The organism is Pseudorhodoferax sp. Leaf265 (genome assembly GCF_001422365.1).
GTDB lineage: Bacteria > Pseudomonadota > Gammaproteobacteria > Burkholderiales > Burkholderiaceae_C > Pseudorhodoferax.
Window position 1 is genome coordinate 300,587 of sequence record NZ_LMMT01000001.1, and the last position, 16,095, is coordinate 316,681.

The following is a 16,095-nucleotide window of genomic DNA, read 5'->3' on the forward strand; positions in this document are numbered from 1 at the left end:
CCTAGAGTCGCGGCACCACCAACCGACCTGCCCTCATGCGACGCCAACGCCACGGAAAAATCATTGCCACGCTCGGTCCCGCCAGCTCGGACCGCGCCACCATCGCCGCCCTGTTCGAGGCCGGGGCGGACGTGTTCCGCCTGAACTTCAGCCACGGCAGCCACACCGACCACCAGGCCCGCTACGACCTGATCCGCGCCGTGGAGCGCGAAGCCGGCCGGCCCATCGCCGTGCTGCTGGACCTGCAAGGCCCCAAGCTGCGCGTCGGCCGCTTCGCCGACGGCCCGGTCACGTTGGCCGAAGGCGCACGCTTTCGGCTCGACCTGGACCCCACACCCGGCGACGCCACGCGCGCCCCGCTGCCCCACCCCGAGATCTTCGCCGCGCTGCAAAGCGGCCACGACCTGCTGCTGGACGACGGCAAGCTGCGCCTGCGCGTGCTGGCCTGCGGCGCCGACTTCGCCGAGACCGAGGTCATCGCAGGCGGTGTGCTGTCCGAGCGCAAGGGCGTGAACGTGCCCTCGGTGCTGCTGCCGATCTCGGCGCTGACGCCCAAGGACCGCGCCGACCTGGCCTTCGGCCTGGAACTCGGAGTGGACTGGGTCGCGCTGTCCTTCGTGCAGCGTCCCGAGGACGTGCAGGAACTGCGCACGCTGGTGCAGGGCCGCGCCGCCATCCTGTCCAAGCTGGAGAAGCCCGCAGCCATCGCCGATCTGGACGCCATCGTGGCACTGTCGGATGCCGTGATGGTTGCGCGCGGCGACCTCGGCGTGGAGATGCCGGCCGAGCAGGTGCCGCCGATCCAGAAGCGCATCGTGCGCAGCTGCCGCCAGGCCGGCAAGCCCGTGGTCGTGGCCACGCAGATGCTGGAGTCCATGGTCAGCGCCCCCGTGCCCACGCGGGCCGAGGCCTCGGACGTGGCGACCGCCGTCTACGACGGTGCCGACGCCGTGATGCTGTCGGCCGAATCGGCCTCGGGCCGCTACCCGCGCGAGGCCGTGGCCGTCATGGACGCCATCGTCCGCGCGGCCGAGGCCGACCCGCACTGCCGCACCGTGGTCGAGGCCTCGGGCTTCGCGCCCCAGCCCACCGTGGGCGACGCGATCTGCGCCGCGCTGCAACAGTCGGCCGAGCTGCTGGGCGCGGCCGCCATCGTGACCTTCACGCGCTCGGGCTTCACGAGCCTACGCGCGGCGCGCGAACGGCCGCAGGCGTCCATCGTCAGCGTGACGCCCGACCTGGCCACGGCCCGGCGCCTGGCGCTGGCCTGGGGCGTGCATTCGGTCCATGTGCCGCACGACGTGGACGACGTGCCCGGCATGGTGCAGGCCGCCTGCACGCTGGCCCGCGACCAGGGCTTCGCACAGCCTGGCGACACCATCGCGATCGCGGCCGGCATGCCATTCGGCAAAGCCGGCACCACGAATCTTCTGCACATCGCCCAGGCCTGAGAAACCACGCCATGTCCACCATCACCCAAGTCCAGGCCCTGGAGATCATCGACTCGCGCGGGAACCCGACCGTGGCCGCCCGCGTGCGGCTGGCCGACGGCAGCTGCGGCAGCGCCGCCGCGCCCTCGGGCGCCTCGACCGGCTCGCGCGAGGCCGTGGAACTGCGCGACGGCGACACCGCGCGCTACAAGGGCAAGGGCGTGCGCCGCGCCGTCGCCCATGTGAACGGCGAGATCGCCCAGGCGCTGGCCGGCCAGGATGCGCTGGACCAGGCCGCGCTCGACCACAGGCTCTGCGCTCTCGACGGCACGCCCGACAAGTCGCGCCTGGGCGCCAACGCGCTGCTGGCCGTGTCGCTGGCCACCGCCCAGGCCGCGGCCGCATCGCAGGGCCGGGCGCTGTACCGCCAGCTCGCGCCCACGGGCCCGCTCACGCTGCCCGTGCCCATGATGAACATCATCAACGGCGGCGCGCATGCCGACAACAACGTCGACATCCAGGAGTTCATGGTGCTGCCCATCGGCGCACCGAGCTTCGGCGAGGCACTGCGCTACGGCGTGGAGATCTTCCACGCGCTCAAGGCCCTGCTCAAGACGCGCGGGCTGGCCACCGCGGTCGGTGACGAGGGCGGCTTCGCGCCCGACCTGCCCTCCAACGAGGCCGCGCTGGACACCATCGTGCGCGCCATCGAACTGGCTGGCTTCGGGCCGGGCCGCGAGATCTTCCTGGGCATCGACGCCGCCAGCTCGGAGTTCCACGAGGGCGGCCGCTACCAGTTGGCGTCCGAGAACCGCGCCTTCGACTCCGCCGGCTTCGTCGACTACCTCGCGCGCTGGGTCGACACCTACCCCATCGTCTCCATCGAGGACGGGCTGGACGAGAGCGACTGGGCGGGTTGGAAACTCTTGACCGAGCGCCTGGGCCGGCGCGTGCAACTGGTCGGCGACGACCTGTTCGTGACCAACACAGAGATCTTGCGCCGCGGCATCGACGGCGGCATCGCCAACGCCATCCTCGTCAAGCCCAACCAGATCGGCACGCTGACCGAGACGCTGGCCGCGATCGACATGGCGGCCGCGGCGGGCTACAGCGCCGTGGTCTCGCACCGCTCCGGCGAGACCGAAGACTGCTGCATCGCCGACCTGGCCGCCGCCACGCGCGCCACGCAGATCAAGACCGGCTCGCTGTGCCGCTCGGACCGCATGGCCAAGTACAACCGGCTGCTGTGGATCGAGGCCGAACTCGGCCGCGACGCGGTCTACGCGGGCCGCGATGCCTTCCCCTTGCTGCGCCAGGGTCGCTGAGCATGCAGATCCTGATCGCCCCCGATTCCTTCAAAGAAAGCCTCAGCGCGCTCGAAGTGGCGCAGGCCATCGAGGCGGGCCTGCGCGAGGTTTTCCCCGCAGCGCGCTACCGGCTGCTGCCCATGGCCGACGGCGGCGAGGGCACGGTGCAGGCGCTCGTGGATGCCACGGGCGGCCAACTGCGTGAGGTCATGGTCACAGGTGCGACCGGCCGGCGCATCGCGGCGCACTACGGCCTGGTCGCGGACCAGCATCTTGCTGTCATCGAGATGGCTGCCGCGAGCGGGCTCGAAGCCGTGCCGCCGGCCGAGCGCGACCCGCGCAGCGCCACAAGCTACGGCACGGGCGAGCTGATCGCCGACGCGCTCGATGCCGGCGCGCGGCGTTTCGTCATCGGCCTGGGCGGCAGCGCCACCAACGACGGCGGCGCCGGCATGCTGCAGGCCCTGGGCGTGCGCCTGCTCGATGCCGACGGCCGGGACCTCTCCCGCGGCGGGGCTGCGCTCGCGCGGCTGCAGCGCATCGACGCCAGCGGCCTGGACGCGCGCATCGCGCAATGCCGCATCGACGTGGCCTGCGACGTGACCAACCCGTTGCTCGGGCCACGCGGCGCTTCGGCCGTGTTCGGCCCGCAGAAGGGCGCCACGCCGGCCATGGTGGCCGAACTCGATGGCTGCCTGCAACGCCTGGCCGAGGCGCTGCGCGACGACCTGGGCCAGGACGTGGCCGAGGTGCCCGGCACGGGCGCCGCCGGCGGCATGGGCGCGGCCCTGCTCGCGGTGCTGGGCGCGCAGCTGCGGCCGGGCAGCGAGGTGGTGGCCGACGCGCTGGGGCTGGACGCCGCAGTGCGCGAGGCCGACCTCGTCATCACGGGCGAAGGCCGTACCGACGGCCAGACCATCCACGGCAAGGCGCCCATCGGCGTGGCCCGCTTGGCAGCGCGCCTTGGCGTGCCCGTGATCGGTCTGTCGGGTGCGCTGACGCCGGATTCCAGCGCCGTGCACGAACACGGCATCGCAGCCGTGTTCAGCGCCGTACGCAGCGTCTGCACCGTGGAAGAAGCGCTACGCGATGCCGCGTCCAATGTGCGCGCCACGGCCCGCAACATCGGCATGGCATTGCGGCTGGGCCAGCGCCTGGCTACGCCTGCACAGCGGCCGGCCACACGCTGAAGACGCGCTCGCGCAACGCGGCTTGCAAGGGCCGCGCCTGGTTTTCAGCCCGCATCAGCAGCGACAGCGGGCAGGCGATGCGCTCGCCGTCCCAGGCCACGAGGCGGCCGGCCGCCAGCAGCTCCTGCACGCGCCGCTCGCGCGCCAGGCACAGGCCCACGCCGGCCTGCACGAGGTCGAGCATGGAGGACTCCTGGTCGGCCTCGGCCACGGTCTGGCGCGACAGCCCGCGCTGGCGCAACAGCTTCTCCATGATGAGGGTCTGCGAGCTGCCGCGCACCGTGCCGATCCAGGGAAGCGCCGCGAGCGCCGCCCAGTCCTGGCCCATCACGCGCGGTGCCCAGGCCGGCGGCAGTACCACGGCGTAGGATTCCAGGCCCAGCGTGATGGCCGAGACGTCGGCATCGTCCACCTCGCCCAGAAAGAAGCAGGCGTCGAGCTCGCCATCCTGGAGCTGCTGCAGCACCGTGCCCGAGATGCCGTGCGCCAGCCGCACGTCCACCTGCGGGCAGTGCTGCTGCATCTCGCTGAGCAGCTCGCCCAGCCGGATCGAGGCCGGATCGACGATGGTGCCCAGGCGCAGCGTGCCCGTCAGCTGGCCCTGCAGCTGCCGCGCGGCGCTGGCCAGTTCGCCCGCGGCGTCCAGCGTGCGCTGGGCCAAGGGCAGCAGCCGCCGGCCGATGGCGCTGGGGGTCATGCCGGCCGTGGTACGGTCGAACAGCGGGCCGCCCAGTTCTTCCTCGAGCGCCTTGAGCTGCTTGGAGACTGCCGATTGCGTCAGATGCAGCTGCTCTGCCGCCCGGGTCACATGGCCGACACGGGCGACAGCGACGAAGGCGCGCAGTTGGTAGATTTCCATGGTCCGGGAAGTTTGGCACACGGCTCCCGCGCATTCACCCCTATCCACCCAAGGAGTTCGCTGATGAACGGCGCCCACAGTCTGGTCCACACGCTTCTGAAGTCAGGCATCGACACCTGCTTCGCCAACCCCGGCACGAGCGAGATGCACTTCGTCGCCGCACTGGACCAGATCCCCGGCATGGACTGCGTGCTGGGCCTGCAGGAGAACGTGGTCACCGGCATGGCCGACGGCTACTGGCGCATCGCGCGCAAACCGGCCTGCACGCTGCTGCACTGCGGCCCGGGGCTGGCCAACGGCCTGGCCAACCTGCACAACGCACGCCGCGCCCACGCCGGCATCGTCAACATCGTGGGCGACCAGGCCACCTACCACCGCCCGCACGACGCACCGCTGACGGCCGACACCGAGGCCATGGCGCGCACTGTCTCGGCATGGGTGCGCACCAGCACCCGTGCCGAGGACGTGGGCCGCGACGCGGCGGCCGCCGTGCAGGCCGCGCGCGGTGCGCCTGGCCAGGTGGCCACGCTGATCCTGCCCTCCGATGCCTCGTGGAACGAAGGCGGGGCCGTGGCCGAGCCGCTGCCCGTGCCGGCGCCCGGCCCGCTGGACCCGCTGGCCGTCGACAACGCCGCGCGCGTGCTGCGCGCGGCCGGCCGCGACACGCTGATCCTGCTGGCCGACAGCGCCGTGCGCGGTCCGGCCCAGGCCCTGGCCTGGCGCGTGGCCCAGGCCACGGGCGCCACGCTGCTGGCCGACTTCATGAACGCGCATGTGGAGCGCGGCCGCGGCCGCCTGCCGCTGGAGCGCGTACCCTACGTGACCGACCTGGCCATCAAGACGCTGGCACGCTTCAAGCACATCGTGCTGGTCGGTGCCAAGCCGCCCGTGGGCTTCTTCGCCTACCCGGGCAAGCCGTCCACGCAGTACGCGCCCGAGGCGCAGCTGCACCGCCTCTCGCGCCTGGACCAGGATCCCACGGCTGCGCTGCGCGCACTCGCGGAGGCGCTGAACGCGCCCGAGATCGCGCTGCCCGAGGCCGGTCCACGCCCAGCGCCCGCACAGGGCAAGCCCACGCCCGAAGGCCTGGCCCAGACCGTGGCCGCGCTGATGCCCGAGCAGGCCATCGTCTCCGATGAGAGCGTGTCCTTCGGCCGCGGCTTCTACCAGCACACCCATGCCGCACCCGCGCACGACTGGCTGCATCTGGCCGGCGGCGCGATCGGCGACGGGCTGCCCGTGGCCACGGGCGCGGCCATCGGTGCCAAACGCGCGCGCCGCGTCATCAGCCTGCAGGCCGACGGTTCGGCCATGTACTCGCTGCAATCGCTGTGGACGCAGGCGCGCGAGCAGCTGCCCTGCACCACCATCATCCTGTCCAACCGCAAGTACAACATCCTGATCGGCGAGTACGCGGGCGTGGGCGCCAAGCCCGGCGACACCGCCATGCGCATGCTGGACCTGGGCAACCCCAACCTGGACTGGGTGCGCCTGGCCGGCGGCATGGGCGTGGAAGCCGCGCGCGCCGAGACGCTGGAGCAGTGCGCGGACCTGCTGCGCGCGAGCTTCGCGCGCCAGGGGCCGTTCCTGATCGAACTGATGGTGTGATGCTCACCAGGTGGCGAACATCGCCACCACCGTCGCGCCCATGACCGCGGTGGCCAGCCAGCCGGTCGCGCGCAGGCGCGGCCCGATCACGTGCGGGCCCATCACGGCCGGGCGCGCAGCCAGCACCATCATGACGGCCATGATGGGCACCGAGATCACGCCGTTGAGCACGGCCGACCAGAACAGCTCGCGCACCGGGTCCATGGGCGTGAAGCACAGCAGCACGCCGCCCAGTGTGGCCGCGGCGATCACGCCATAGAACCCACGGCCCTCGCCGCGGTCCAGCCGGGCGCTCAGCGTTCCCTGCCAGCCCGCGGCCTCGGCCACGGCATAGCCGGCCGAGCCGGCCAGCACCGGCACGGCCAGCATGCCGGTGCCGATGATGCCCAGGCTGAACAGCCCGAACGTGAAGTCGCCCGCCAGCGGCCTCAGCGCCTCGGCCGCCTGGGCCGAGGTCTGGATGTCGGTCACGCCGGCCGCGTGCAAAGTGGCCGCCGTGCTCAGGATGATGAAGAAGGCGATGAGGTTGGAAAAGCCCATGCCCACCAGCGTGTCGAGCTTGATGCGGCGCAGGTGCCGGCGCACGTCGGCCGCGCCATGGGGCGGGCCATCGCGCCGGTCTTCCATCTCCTGCGCGGCCTGCCAGAAGAACAGGTAGGGACTGATGGTCGTGCCCAGCAGCGCAACCACCATCAGCAAGAGGTCATGGTCCAGCGCCAGCTGCGGCAAGGCCGCGCGGCGCAGCACCTCCCACCAGTTGAGGTGCAGCGAGAAGGCCACGGCCACATAGGCCAGCAGCGCCAGCGTGAGCCACTTGAGCCAGCGCACATAGGTCTGGTAGGGCAGGAACACCTGCAGCACCAGGCTGGCCAGGCCAAAGGTCACGGCATAGACATGGGCCGAGCCGCCCAGCAGCACGCGCAGCGCCTCGCCCATGGCCGCGATGTCGGCCGCGATGTTGAGCGTGTTGGCTGCCACCAGCAGGCCGACCACCAGCAGCAGCACCCAGCGCGGGAAGGCATCGCGGATGTTGGCCGCCAGCCCGCGCCGGGTGACATAGCCGATGCGCGCGCTGACCACCTGCACGGCCGCCATCAGCGGCAGCGTGACCACGGCCGTCCACAGCATGCCGTAGCCGAACTGGGCACCGGCCTGCGAATAGGTGGCGATGCCGCTCGGATCGTCGTCGGCCGCCCCCGTGATCAGGCCCGGGCCGAGCTGGCGCAGGCCGCGCCATGCCTTGGCGTGCATTGGCGGCCTCCGTCAGGGTCAGAACGCGACCTGGACGCCAGCCGTGGCCTGGCCCACGTTGGCCTTGCCGTCGAAGGCGTCGGTGAAGTGGTAGCGGTCGTAGCCCACGCGCAGTGCAACGGTCTGGTTCACGTCGTATTGCACGCCCGCGCCCAGCTTGAGCGCGGGGCTGGAGTCGTTGCCCTCGGGCGTGCGGAAACGCACGTCGGCCACACCGGCGCTGCCGTAGACCGACAGTTGCGGCGCCACCGCCACGCTGCCCACGCCGTCCACGTAGACGCCCTGGCCCTTCACGGTGCCGTCGATGTCCTTGCTGCGGGCCAGGTTCACGTAGCCGCCTTCGACCGCGAAGTTGGGCGTGAACTTGTAGCCGCCGTAGAGCTTGACGCCGGCATCGTGACCACCGCCGTCACCGCCCATGCCGTTGATCCGGTTGCTGTAGTCGGGCGCGGAGATGGCGCCACCGACATAGGTGTCGGCCGCCTGCGCGCCGGTGGCCAGGCCCAGCAGGGCGACAAGGCCGACGGCGGCGATGGGAGAAAGAATCTTGCGCATGGTGCACTCCTTGTGCCGCAAGCCAGGCTTGCGGCCGGTGGGTTCCGCACCACCCTTGCGGTGCGAATGGCGCCAGTGTTGCGGCGGCGTGTTGCCATACGGTTCGCGCGGCGGCCGCGCGTGTTACTGCTGCAATACACCGTGCAACATGAACGAGTTGCCCATGAAGCCCGCCACCGGCCCAGCATCTGTTGCATCCGCTCCACGCGCCTGCGCGGCGGCCGGGACCGGCGGCCCCGTTCGCGGGTAAGCTGCCGCCGGGGCACGCTGCCGTGGAGACCGGCGCCACCCAAACTGCGCCATCCTGTCCCGGAGCCCAACAACCATGCAACGCCGCCTTTTCACCGCCCTCCTCGCAGCCGGCCTGGCCTTCGCCGGTGCCGCCCAGGCCGACCAGCTGGCCGACATCAAGCAAAAGGGCCGGCTCGTCGTCGGCGTGCTGGGCACCGACGAGCCCAACAGCTTCCTCGATCCCAAGACCCGCGAGCTGGTCGGCTACGAGGTCGACCTGGGCAACGCCGTGGCCAAGGCGCTGGGCGTGAAGGCCCAGTTCAAGCAGATCGCCATCGCGGCGCGCATCCCCGAGCTGCAGCAGGGCCATGTCGATCTCCTGGCCGCCTCGCTCACGCACAACAAGGAGCGCGAGGCCCAGATCGACTTCTCGCTGACCATCTTCGTGACCGGCCAGAAGGCGATGGTCAAGAAGTCCAGCGGCGTGAAGGACGTGCCCGAGCTGGCCGGCAAGCGCGTGCTGACGGCCAAGGGCGGCACCCAGGAGCCCAACATCCGCAAGGCCGTGCCGACGGCCGAGGTCGTCACCTACGAGAACTCGCAGCAGGCCTTCCTGGCGCTGCAGCAGGGCAAGGGCGTGGCCTACGTGAACGACGAGCTGAGCCTGCTGGTGGACATCGCCAAGCTCGGCCCCAAGGGGCAGGAGTACACGATGCTGCCCACCAACCTCAGCATCGAACCGCTGGCCCTGGGTCTCAGGAAGGGCGAGGCGGGCCTCAAGGCCGTGGTCGACGAGACCTTGCGCGCGCTGGAGAAGTCCGGCGATGCCGAGAAGCTCTACATGAAGTGGTTCGGCCCGGGCACCAAGACCAACTCGAACACGCGCAGCTTCAAGTTCGAGACGGACAAGATCGCCGGCTGACGGCGCGGCGCCCCGCCGCAGCGCCCCCACGGGCCTGCTCCGCATGCCGGTCTTCGACTACTCCCTGCTGCTCAAGGGCCAGTACCACGACATGCTCGTGGCCGGCCTGGTGCTGTCGCTGCAGCTGGCGGCAGCCACGCTGGTGTGCGCGCTGCCGCTGGCGCTGCTGGTGGCGCTGCTGCGGCTGGCACCGGCCGCCGCGCTGCGCTGGCTCGGCTTCGCCTATGTCGAATCGGTCCGCAACATCCCGCTGCTGGCCCACATGCTGTTCTGGTACTTCGCCGCGCCCGAACTGCTGCCCGCGGGGCTCAAGGCCTGGCTGTACAGCGGCAACATCGAGGCGGCCAGCGCCGTGGTCGCGCTCACGCTGTACACGGCGGCCTACATGTCCGAAGACATCCGCAGCGGCATCCGGGCGATTCCGGCGGTGCAGTTCGAGGCCGGGCGCGCGCTGGGCTTCGGCTTTCTGGCCACCATGCGCCGCGTGATCCTGCCGCAGGCACTGCGCATCACCGTGCCGCCGCTGATCTCGCAGACGCTGAACCTGTGGAAGAACACCAGCATCGCCACCGTGATCGGCGCGGCCGAGCTGATGTACCAGGCCGGTCAGGTGGAAAGCGCCACCTTCCGCAGCTTCGAATCCTTTGCCTTCGCCACCGCGGCCTACCTCACGGTGTCGCTGGCCATTACCGGCCTGGCGGCCTGGTACCAGTCGCGCTACCCGTCGCGCACGGCCTAGGGACGCCCGATGCTGGAGCTCATCGACACCTACTGGGTCTACTTCCTGATCGGCCAGTACCCGAACGGGCCGCTGGGCGGCCTGGCGCTCACGCTGCTGCTGGCCTCGCTGGGCTTGCTGCTGGGCCTGCCGCTGGGCATCGTGCTGGGCCTGGCCCGCGTCAGCCCCTTCGCCTGGCTGCGCCTGCCGGTCACGGCGCTGGTGTTCGTGGTGCGCGGCGTCCCGCTGCTGATGGTGGTGTTCTGGGCCTACTTCTTCCTGCCCAGCGTCACGGGCGTCAAGACCGACCAGTTCGCCACCATGCTGATCGCGCTGGTGGTGTTCGACGCCGTCTACCTGGCCGAGATCGTGCGCGCCGGCATCCAGGGCGTGCCGCGCGGCCAGGTGGAGGCGGCGCGCTCGCTGGGCCTTAGCTGGTGGCGCACCATGCGCACGGTGGTGCTGCCGCAGGCCACGCGCGCCATGCTGCCCTCGTTGGTGAACCAGTTCGTCTCCACCATCAAGGAAACCTCGCTGGGCTACATCATCGGCCTGAACGAGGTGTCGTTCATCACCACGCAGATCAACACCCAGGTGTTCACGCGTCCGGTCGAACTTTATGCCGTGCTGGGCCTGACCTACTTCATCCTGTGTTTCGGCCTGTCGCGCCTGGCCTACTGGCTGGAACGCCGGCTGGCCCGCAGCCCGCAGGCCGACCCCGCCCGGCACCGCCCGGCCCAGCCCCAAGCGAGCGCGCCATGATCCAGTTCGACAAGGTCAACAAGTGGTACGGCGCCTACCAGGCGCTGACCGACATCACCGAGACCATCGCCAAGGGCGAGGTGGTGGTGGTCTGCGGTCCGTCCGGCTCGGGCAAGTCGACGCTGATCCGCACCGTGAACCGGCTCGAGCCGATCCAGTCGGGCACCATCACCGTGGCCGGGCAGGACATCCACGCGCGCGGCGTCGACCTCAACGACTTCCGCTCGCGCATCGGCTTCGTGTTCCAGCAGTTCAACCTGTTCCCGCACCTGACGGTGCTGCAGAACTGCACGCTGGCTCCCATGCAGCTGCGCCGCCTGCCGCGCGCGCAGGCAGAGGACCGCGCGAACACGCTGCTTGCGCGCGTCGGCCTCGCGCACAAGGCGGCCGCGTACCCGGCCGATCTGTCCGGCGGTCAGCAGCAGCGCGTGGCGATCGCGCGGGCGCTGGCCATGCAGCCGCCGCTGATGCTGTTCGACGAACCCACGAGCGCGCTGGACCCGGAGATGGTGGGCGAGGTACTGCTGGTCATGCGCGACCTCGCGCGCGAAGGCATGACCATGGTCTGCGTGACGCACGAGATGGGCTTTGCGCGCGAGGTGGCCGACCGCGTGCTGTTCATGGACGAAGGCCGCGTGCTGGAGCGCGCCACGCCGCAGGACTTCTTCAACCGGCCGCAGCATCCGCGCGCGCAGCAGTTCCTGTCCGACATCCGCACGCCGTTCGCGCCCACCACCGACCGGCCCGCGGCCCGGAGCTGAACCATGACCCACCCGCACATGCTTCCCACCATCGACGTGTCGGCCCTGGTGGACGGCACGGCGCGGCGCGGCGAGACCGCCGCCGCCATCGGCCAGGCCTGCAGCGCGCACGGCGTCTTCTACGCCACCGGGCACGGCATCGCGCCGGTGCTGACGCAGCGGCTCGGGCCGGCCGTGGTGGACGACGGCGCCACACGCTGGGACCAGGCCCATGTGCACGCCTTCCACGGCCGCTACGGCGACTACCTGCTCGACAAGGTGTCCAAGGTGGTCCCGCAGCTGGTGCGGGAAGTGCTCCAAGCGCCGAGCGGCGGCGCCGCTCCGCCAGGCGCTTCACCGAATTTGAACCGTCAAGACAAAATCATTGAAACTTTACGCACGGTCGACGCTCTAGATTCGGGTCAGCGCGGTTGGCCGTGCCCGATGGAAACCGACGTCCCACAAGAAAACACTGCCGCATGCCGCATCCCACCGACGCCTCGACACGCTACACCGCCACGGCCATGGCCCTGCACTGGCTGCTGGCCCTCGCCCTGGTCGGCATCTTCGCCGTGGGCCTGTACATGACCAGCCTGCCGTTCTCACCCGCGCGGCTCAAGCTCTACAACTGGCACAAGTGGGCCGGGGTGACCATCCTGGCGCTGTCTGCGTTGCGGCTGCTGTGGCGCATCACGCACCGCGCGCCCGCGCTGCCGGCCGCCGTGCAGGCCGCCATGCCGCGCTGGCAGCAGATCGCCCACCACGGCACCCACCACCTGCTGTACCTGCTGTTCTTCGCCGTGCCGCTGATCGGCTGGGCCTACAGCTCGGCGGCGGGCTTCCCCATCGTGTTCCTGGGCCTGGTGCCGCTGCCCGATTTCGTGCCCGTGGATCCGGACCTGGCCAAGCTGATCAAGCCCTGGCACGAGATCAGCGCCTACGCGCTGGCCGCGCTGGTCGTGCTGCACGTGGCAGCCGCGCTCAAGCACCATTTCATCGACCGCGACGGGCTGCTGGCGCGCATGCTGCCCGGCCGCGGCTGAGCCACCTTTCCTTTTGTTCGGAGTTGTCATGAAGTTCGCCACCACTTTCGCCGGCCTGATGCTGGCCGCCACCGCCGCGCTGGCGCAACAGGCCCTGGTGCCCGCGCAGAGCGAGATCGCCTTCGTGAGCAAGCAGATGGGTGTGCCCGTCGAGGGCCGCTTCAAGAAGTTCGACGCCCAGGTCGCGTTCGACCCGGCCAAGCTGGCCACCAGCAAGGTCGCCTTCACGGTGGACATGGGCAGCGCCTCGCTGAGCAAGGAAGCCGACGCCGAACTGGTCAAGCCGGTCTGGTTCAACACGCCCAAGTTTCCGCAGGCCAAGTTCCAGTCCACCGCCATCAAGGCCCTGGGCGGCGGCAAGTACGAAGTGGCCGGCAAGCTGGACATCAAGGGCAATGCCCAGGATGTGGTCGTGCCCGTCACGCTCACGCAGAGCGGTGCCAACACCGTGGCCACAGGCGCGTTCACCATCAAGCGCCTGGCCTTCAAGATCGGCGAGAACGAATGGACCGACACGTCCATGGTCGCCGACGACGTGCAGATCAAGCTCAAGCTCGCGCTGACCGGCGTGCCCAAGCTCTGATTCCCCCAACCCCGACCCTTCTCACCTCAACTGGAGATTCCTGGATGCAACGCATTGCCCTGACCGCCCTGGCCACCGCCGCCGCTTCGATCCTGCTCGCCGCAGGCTCTGCCCATGCGCAGAGCGCCACCTACGTGGTCGAGCCGACACACACCTTCGCGACCTTCGAGATCAGCCACTTCGGCGCCGCCGTGAACCGTGGCCGCTTCGAGAAGAAGGAAGGCCAGATCACGCTGGACAAGGCGGCCAAGACCGGCAAGGTCGAGATCACGTTCCAGATCGCCTCCATCAGCACCGGCACGCCGCCGTTCGACAAGCACCTGCAAAGCGCCGACATCTTCGACGCCGCCCAGTTCCCGACCGCCACCTTCGTGGGCGACAAGTTCACCTTCAATGGTGACAAGGTCAGCGAAGTGGCCGGCACCCTGACCCTCAAGGGCAAGAGCCAGCCCGTGACCTTCAAGGCCAAGCAGTTCAACTGCTACGAGAGCCCCATGCTCAAGCGCGAGGTCTGCGGCGGCGACTTCGAGACCACCATCGACCGCACGGCCTTCGGCGTGGACTACGGCATCAAGTTCGGCATGCCCAAGGAAGTGCGCATCGTGGCGCAGATCGAGGCCATCAAGCAGTAACAGCGGGCGCACCGCCATCGGCCTGGTCCGGTGGCAGCACCGTCAACCAAGGCCAGCGCGCCCGGTAGCTCTCGGCCTTGCGCAGGAACAGCGCAGGCGCCGGATGCCAGGGGTTCATGCGCAGGACCCCGGCCTCGAGTTCTTCCAGCCCGTGCGGCGCATACAGCGCACCGCCGGCCAGTTCCAGTCCCACGCAGGTGCAGGCGACCAGGTAGCGGTCGATGCCATCGCGCGTGCTCCCGAGCTGCGGATAGTCCATGCCGAAGCGCTGGCGGTACCACAGGTGCACGCGCGCCTGGTTCTTGACCTCCACCTCCACGCCCAGGTCGGCCGTGGCCGCTTGCACCGCGCGGATGACCGCATCCTCGGCCTCCCAGGACAGGTCGCGCGCGTCGAAGTAGAAGATGTCGTAATCCTTGACACCCCAGCCGGGCGCGCGGCCGTCCTGACGGTTCCAGACCGACTGGTACAGGCAGCCGGCGACCAGGAAGCCTTGTGGCAGGTCCATCGGTGCGAGGCGCTCGACCAGCGCGGCGTTGACCGGATTGGCCAGCGCGCCAGCGACCAGGCCTTGCGGCGTGAGCGGCATGCTCACTTGATCAGCGCATGCACGGCCTTGAACTCGGGATGTTCGGCTGTCTCCAGCCACTCGAACAGCACCATCTCGGTGGTCACCAGTTCGGCGCCGGCACCGGCCAGGCGGTCGAAGGCGGCATCGCGGTTGCGCTCGGTGCGCGAGCCGCAGGCGTCGGTGACGACCCAGACCTCCATCTCGTCCTCGAGCAGTTCGAGCGCGGTTTGCAGCAGGCAGACATGGGCCTCGCAGCCGGCGATCACGATGCTGCCGCGCTCGGCCTCGGCCGGCTTTTGCAGGTGTTTGGGCAGGCTGCGCGCGTTGCCGGCGGCCGGCTTGGCGGGCGGCTGCAGCCATTCGCCCAGGCCTTCGGCCACGGCGCTGAAGTGCATCTTGGCCAGCGTGCGCTGGCACAGCGCGCGCAGCTCGGGCAGGTTGGGCCCGAGCCTGGAGGGGTTCTGCTCCGTGCCCCAGACCGGCACCTGCAGCAGCTGCGCGGCCTGGGCCAGCCGCAACGCATTGGCCGCCACCTCGGCATGGCCGGCGATGGCCGGCATGAGCTTTTGCTGGTAGTCGACCAGCACGAGTTGGGAGGTGGAGGCTTGCAGCAGCATGGGATCTGTCGGTCTTGGGAAAGCCGCCCATGATAGGCGGGCCGCTGCGGCCGTTGCGCCGCCCGGACGTAAAAAAGCCCCGCCTGGGCGGGGCTCCGGGGCGAGCGGAAGACGGGACTTCAGCGGCCGCGGCGCTGGGCTGCACGCCCACGGCGCCGCGCGGCACCCAGGGCGACCAGCGCCAGGCCGGCCAAGGCCAGCGTACCCGGTTCCGGCACGTCGTTGCGCGACTGGAACAGGTAGCCGGCGATGGCCAGTTCATCGAAGCCAGGATTCATGTCGCGCAGCGACATCTGGATCACGATGGAGTCGCTCGGCAGGAAGCCACCGCTGTACAGGTCGAAAGTCGGGAAGACCGCGAAGTAGTCGGGCTTGCCGCTGCCGTTGGTGGTCCAGGTATAGGTGTTGGCACTGGGCGTGAGGATGTTGCAATCACCCAGCGGCAGGTCCGGGTTCGCGCCCACCGTGGGGTGACCGCAGGAGGTCACGCGGGCATTGACGTCGTAGGTCCCGTTGGCCACCGTGTCCAGCGCGAACTCCTGCAGCAGGTTGCCGCCACGGTAGACCGCCACCCGTCCGGAGATCAGCAGGTTGGGGCTCTGCTGGTTCTCGTTGTGGTCGAACACGAACAAGGGCTGGTAGGCCGTGCCGCCGATGGTCAACAGCGTGCGCAGCGCATCGATGGTGCCTGCCGCGCCGATGCCCCATGTGCCGTCGAAACTGCCCGTCTGGCCTGCGTCCATCGGCGCCGCGAACGGTGAAGGATTCGCCACGCCGTTGTTCGAATACACGATGACACCCAAGGTGCCGGAGCCGACCGCGAAGTCGAACACGCTGTTGTTGCCAGGCATAAGGCCAGCCGCCTGCTGCTGGGCCAGCAAGGACGAGGAATAGACCAGGGCCTGGTCGAACTGCTGCGGGCCGATGCCATCGATCGGCGAGGTCGGCAAGGTGATGGTGGCCACGGCGTGGGCCGAGTGCACAGCGCCGATCGCCAGTGCAGCTGCGATGAAACCTGAGCGAATGGTGCGGGACATGTTGCCTCCGTTCTTTGTTGGATGTGGGGACACCACAAT

The 16,095-nt window shown here is 70.0% G+C and carries 18 protein-coding genes; 12 read left to right on the top strand and 6 right to left on the bottom strand.

The features are described from left to right. Window positions 1-35: 35 nt before the first annotated feature. From pyk to ASF45_RS01420, 3 genes are read left to right on the top strand one after another with little or no spacing between them, the layout of a single operon-like run. Window positions 36-1,451 (top strand): pyruvate kinase, encoded by a 1,416-nt coding sequence (gene pyk, locus ASF45_RS01410; protein WP_056655755.1) that lies wholly within the window; start codon window positions 36-38, stop codon window positions 1,449-1,451. A gap of 11 nt (window positions 1,452-1,462) precedes the next feature. Next, window positions 1,463-2,755: a phosphopyruvate hydratase gene (eno, locus tag ASF45_RS01415; RefSeq protein WP_056655757.1), complete on the top strand. Its 1,293-nt coding sequence runs from the start codon at window positions 1,463-1,465 to the stop codon at window positions 2,753-2,755. A 2-nt stretch (window positions 2,756-2,757) separates the two neighbouring features. After that, window positions 2,758-3,927, top strand: a complete 1,170-nt coding sequence (locus ASF45_RS01420; protein ID WP_056655760.1) for a glycerate kinase — start codon at window positions 2,758-2,760, stop codon at window positions 3,925-3,927. On the opposite strand, the gene ASF45_RS01425 is transcribed toward ASF45_RS01420, so the two are convergent. Beyond that, a complete protein-coding gene (locus tag ASF45_RS01425; RefSeq protein WP_056655764.1) occupies window positions 3,896-4,786 on the bottom strand; it encodes a LysR family transcriptional regulator in 891 nt (296 codons plus the stop codon). The two genes, ASF45_RS01420 and ASF45_RS01425, sit on opposite strands and share 32 nt — an antisense overlap. Window positions 4,787-4,849: 63 nt before the next feature. Between ASF45_RS01425 and ASF45_RS01430 the strand changes: the two genes are divergently transcribed. After that, window positions 4,850-6,394 (top strand): acetolactate synthase large subunit, encoded by a 1,545-nt coding sequence (locus ASF45_RS01430; protein ID WP_056655767.1) that lies wholly within the window; start codon window positions 4,850-4,852, stop codon window positions 6,392-6,394. Window positions 6,395-6,397: 3 nt separating this feature from the next. On the opposite strand, the gene ASF45_RS01435 is transcribed toward ASF45_RS01430, so the two are convergent. Next, a complete protein-coding gene (locus ASF45_RS01435; protein ID WP_056655769.1) occupies window positions 6,398-7,645 on the bottom strand; it encodes an NRAMP family divalent metal transporter in 1,248 nt (415 codons plus the stop codon). 18 nt (window positions 7,646-7,663) lie between these two features. Beyond that, window positions 7,664-8,200 carry an outer membrane beta-barrel protein gene (locus ASF45_RS01440; RefSeq protein ID WP_056655772.1) on the bottom strand — a complete coding sequence of 179 codons (537 nt, stop codon included), beginning with the start codon at window positions 8,198-8,200 and terminating at the stop codon, window positions 7,664-7,666. A 325-nt stretch (window positions 8,201-8,525) separates the two neighbouring features. Here ASF45_RS01440 and ASF45_RS01445 point away from each other — a divergent pair, with 325 nt between their 5' ends. From ASF45_RS01445 to ASF45_RS01475, 8 genes are read left to right on the top strand one after another with little or no spacing between them, the layout of a single operon-like run. After that, window positions 8,526-9,353, top strand: coding sequence for an ABC transporter substrate-binding protein (locus ASF45_RS01445; protein WP_056655775.1), 828 nt, complete (start codon window positions 8,526-8,528; stop codon window positions 9,351-9,353). 43 nt (window positions 9,354-9,396) lie between these two features. Continuing rightward, window positions 9,397-10,092: an amino acid ABC transporter permease gene (locus ASF45_RS01450; RefSeq protein WP_056655778.1), complete on the top strand. Its 696-nt coding sequence runs from the start codon at window positions 9,397-9,399 to the stop codon at window positions 10,090-10,092. Between the two features lie 9 nt (window positions 10,093-10,101). After that, window positions 10,102-10,833 (top strand): amino acid ABC transporter permease, encoded by a 732-nt coding sequence (locus tag ASF45_RS01455; protein ID WP_056655781.1) that lies wholly within the window; start codon window positions 10,102-10,104, stop codon window positions 10,831-10,833. After that, on the top strand, window positions 10,830-11,594 hold the full coding sequence (locus ASF45_RS01460) for an amino acid ABC transporter ATP-binding protein (protein ID WP_056655784.1): 765 nt from the start codon (window positions 10,830-10,832) through the stop codon (window positions 11,592-11,594). The genes ASF45_RS01455 and ASF45_RS01460 overlap by 4 nt, the downstream gene beginning before the upstream one ends. 3 nt (window positions 11,595-11,597) lie before the next feature. Next, window positions 11,598-12,161 (top strand): 2-oxoglutarate and iron-dependent oxygenase domain-containing protein, encoded by a 564-nt coding sequence (locus ASF45_RS36215; RefSeq protein ID WP_082550747.1) that lies wholly within the window; start codon window positions 11,598-11,600, stop codon window positions 12,159-12,161. Next, entirely contained in the window at window positions 12,098-12,616 is a 519-nt protein-coding gene (locus tag ASF45_RS01465; protein WP_235580779.1) for a cytochrome b, read from the top strand. The genes ASF45_RS36215 and ASF45_RS01465 overlap by 64 nt, the downstream gene beginning before the upstream one ends. A 28-nt stretch (window positions 12,617-12,644) precedes the next feature. Next, window positions 12,645-13,199 carry a YceI family protein gene (locus ASF45_RS01470; protein WP_056655790.1) on the top strand — a complete coding sequence of 185 codons (555 nt, stop codon included), beginning with the start codon at window positions 12,645-12,647 and terminating at the stop codon, window positions 13,197-13,199. 44 nt (window positions 13,200-13,243) lie between these two features. Then, window positions 13,244-13,831, top strand: coding sequence for a YceI family protein (locus ASF45_RS01475; protein WP_056655793.1), 588 nt, complete (start codon window positions 13,244-13,246; stop codon window positions 13,829-13,831). Here the strand turns inward: ASF45_RS01475 and ASF45_RS01480 are convergent. The 3 genes from ASF45_RS01480 to ASF45_RS01490 form a co-directional block, all read right to left on the bottom strand. Beyond that, window positions 13,821-14,420 carry a nucleotidyltransferase family protein gene (locus ASF45_RS01480; protein ID WP_056655795.1) on the bottom strand — a complete coding sequence of 200 codons (600 nt, stop codon included), beginning with the start codon at window positions 14,418-14,420 and terminating at the stop codon, window positions 13,821-13,823. The two genes, ASF45_RS01475 and ASF45_RS01480, sit on opposite strands and share 11 nt — an antisense overlap. Before the next feature lie 2 nt (window positions 14,421-14,422). Then, window positions 14,423-15,019 (bottom strand): isochorismatase family protein, encoded by a 597-nt coding sequence (locus tag ASF45_RS01485; protein WP_056655799.1) that lies wholly within the window; start codon window positions 15,017-15,019, stop codon window positions 14,423-14,425. A 119-nt stretch (window positions 15,020-15,138) separates the two neighbouring features. After that, window positions 15,139-16,056 carry a PEP-CTERM sorting domain-containing protein gene (locus ASF45_RS01490; protein WP_056655801.1) on the bottom strand — a complete coding sequence of 306 codons (918 nt, stop codon included), beginning with the start codon at window positions 16,054-16,056 and terminating at the stop codon, window positions 15,139-15,141. Between the last annotated feature and the right edge of the window lie 39 nt (window positions 16,057-16,095).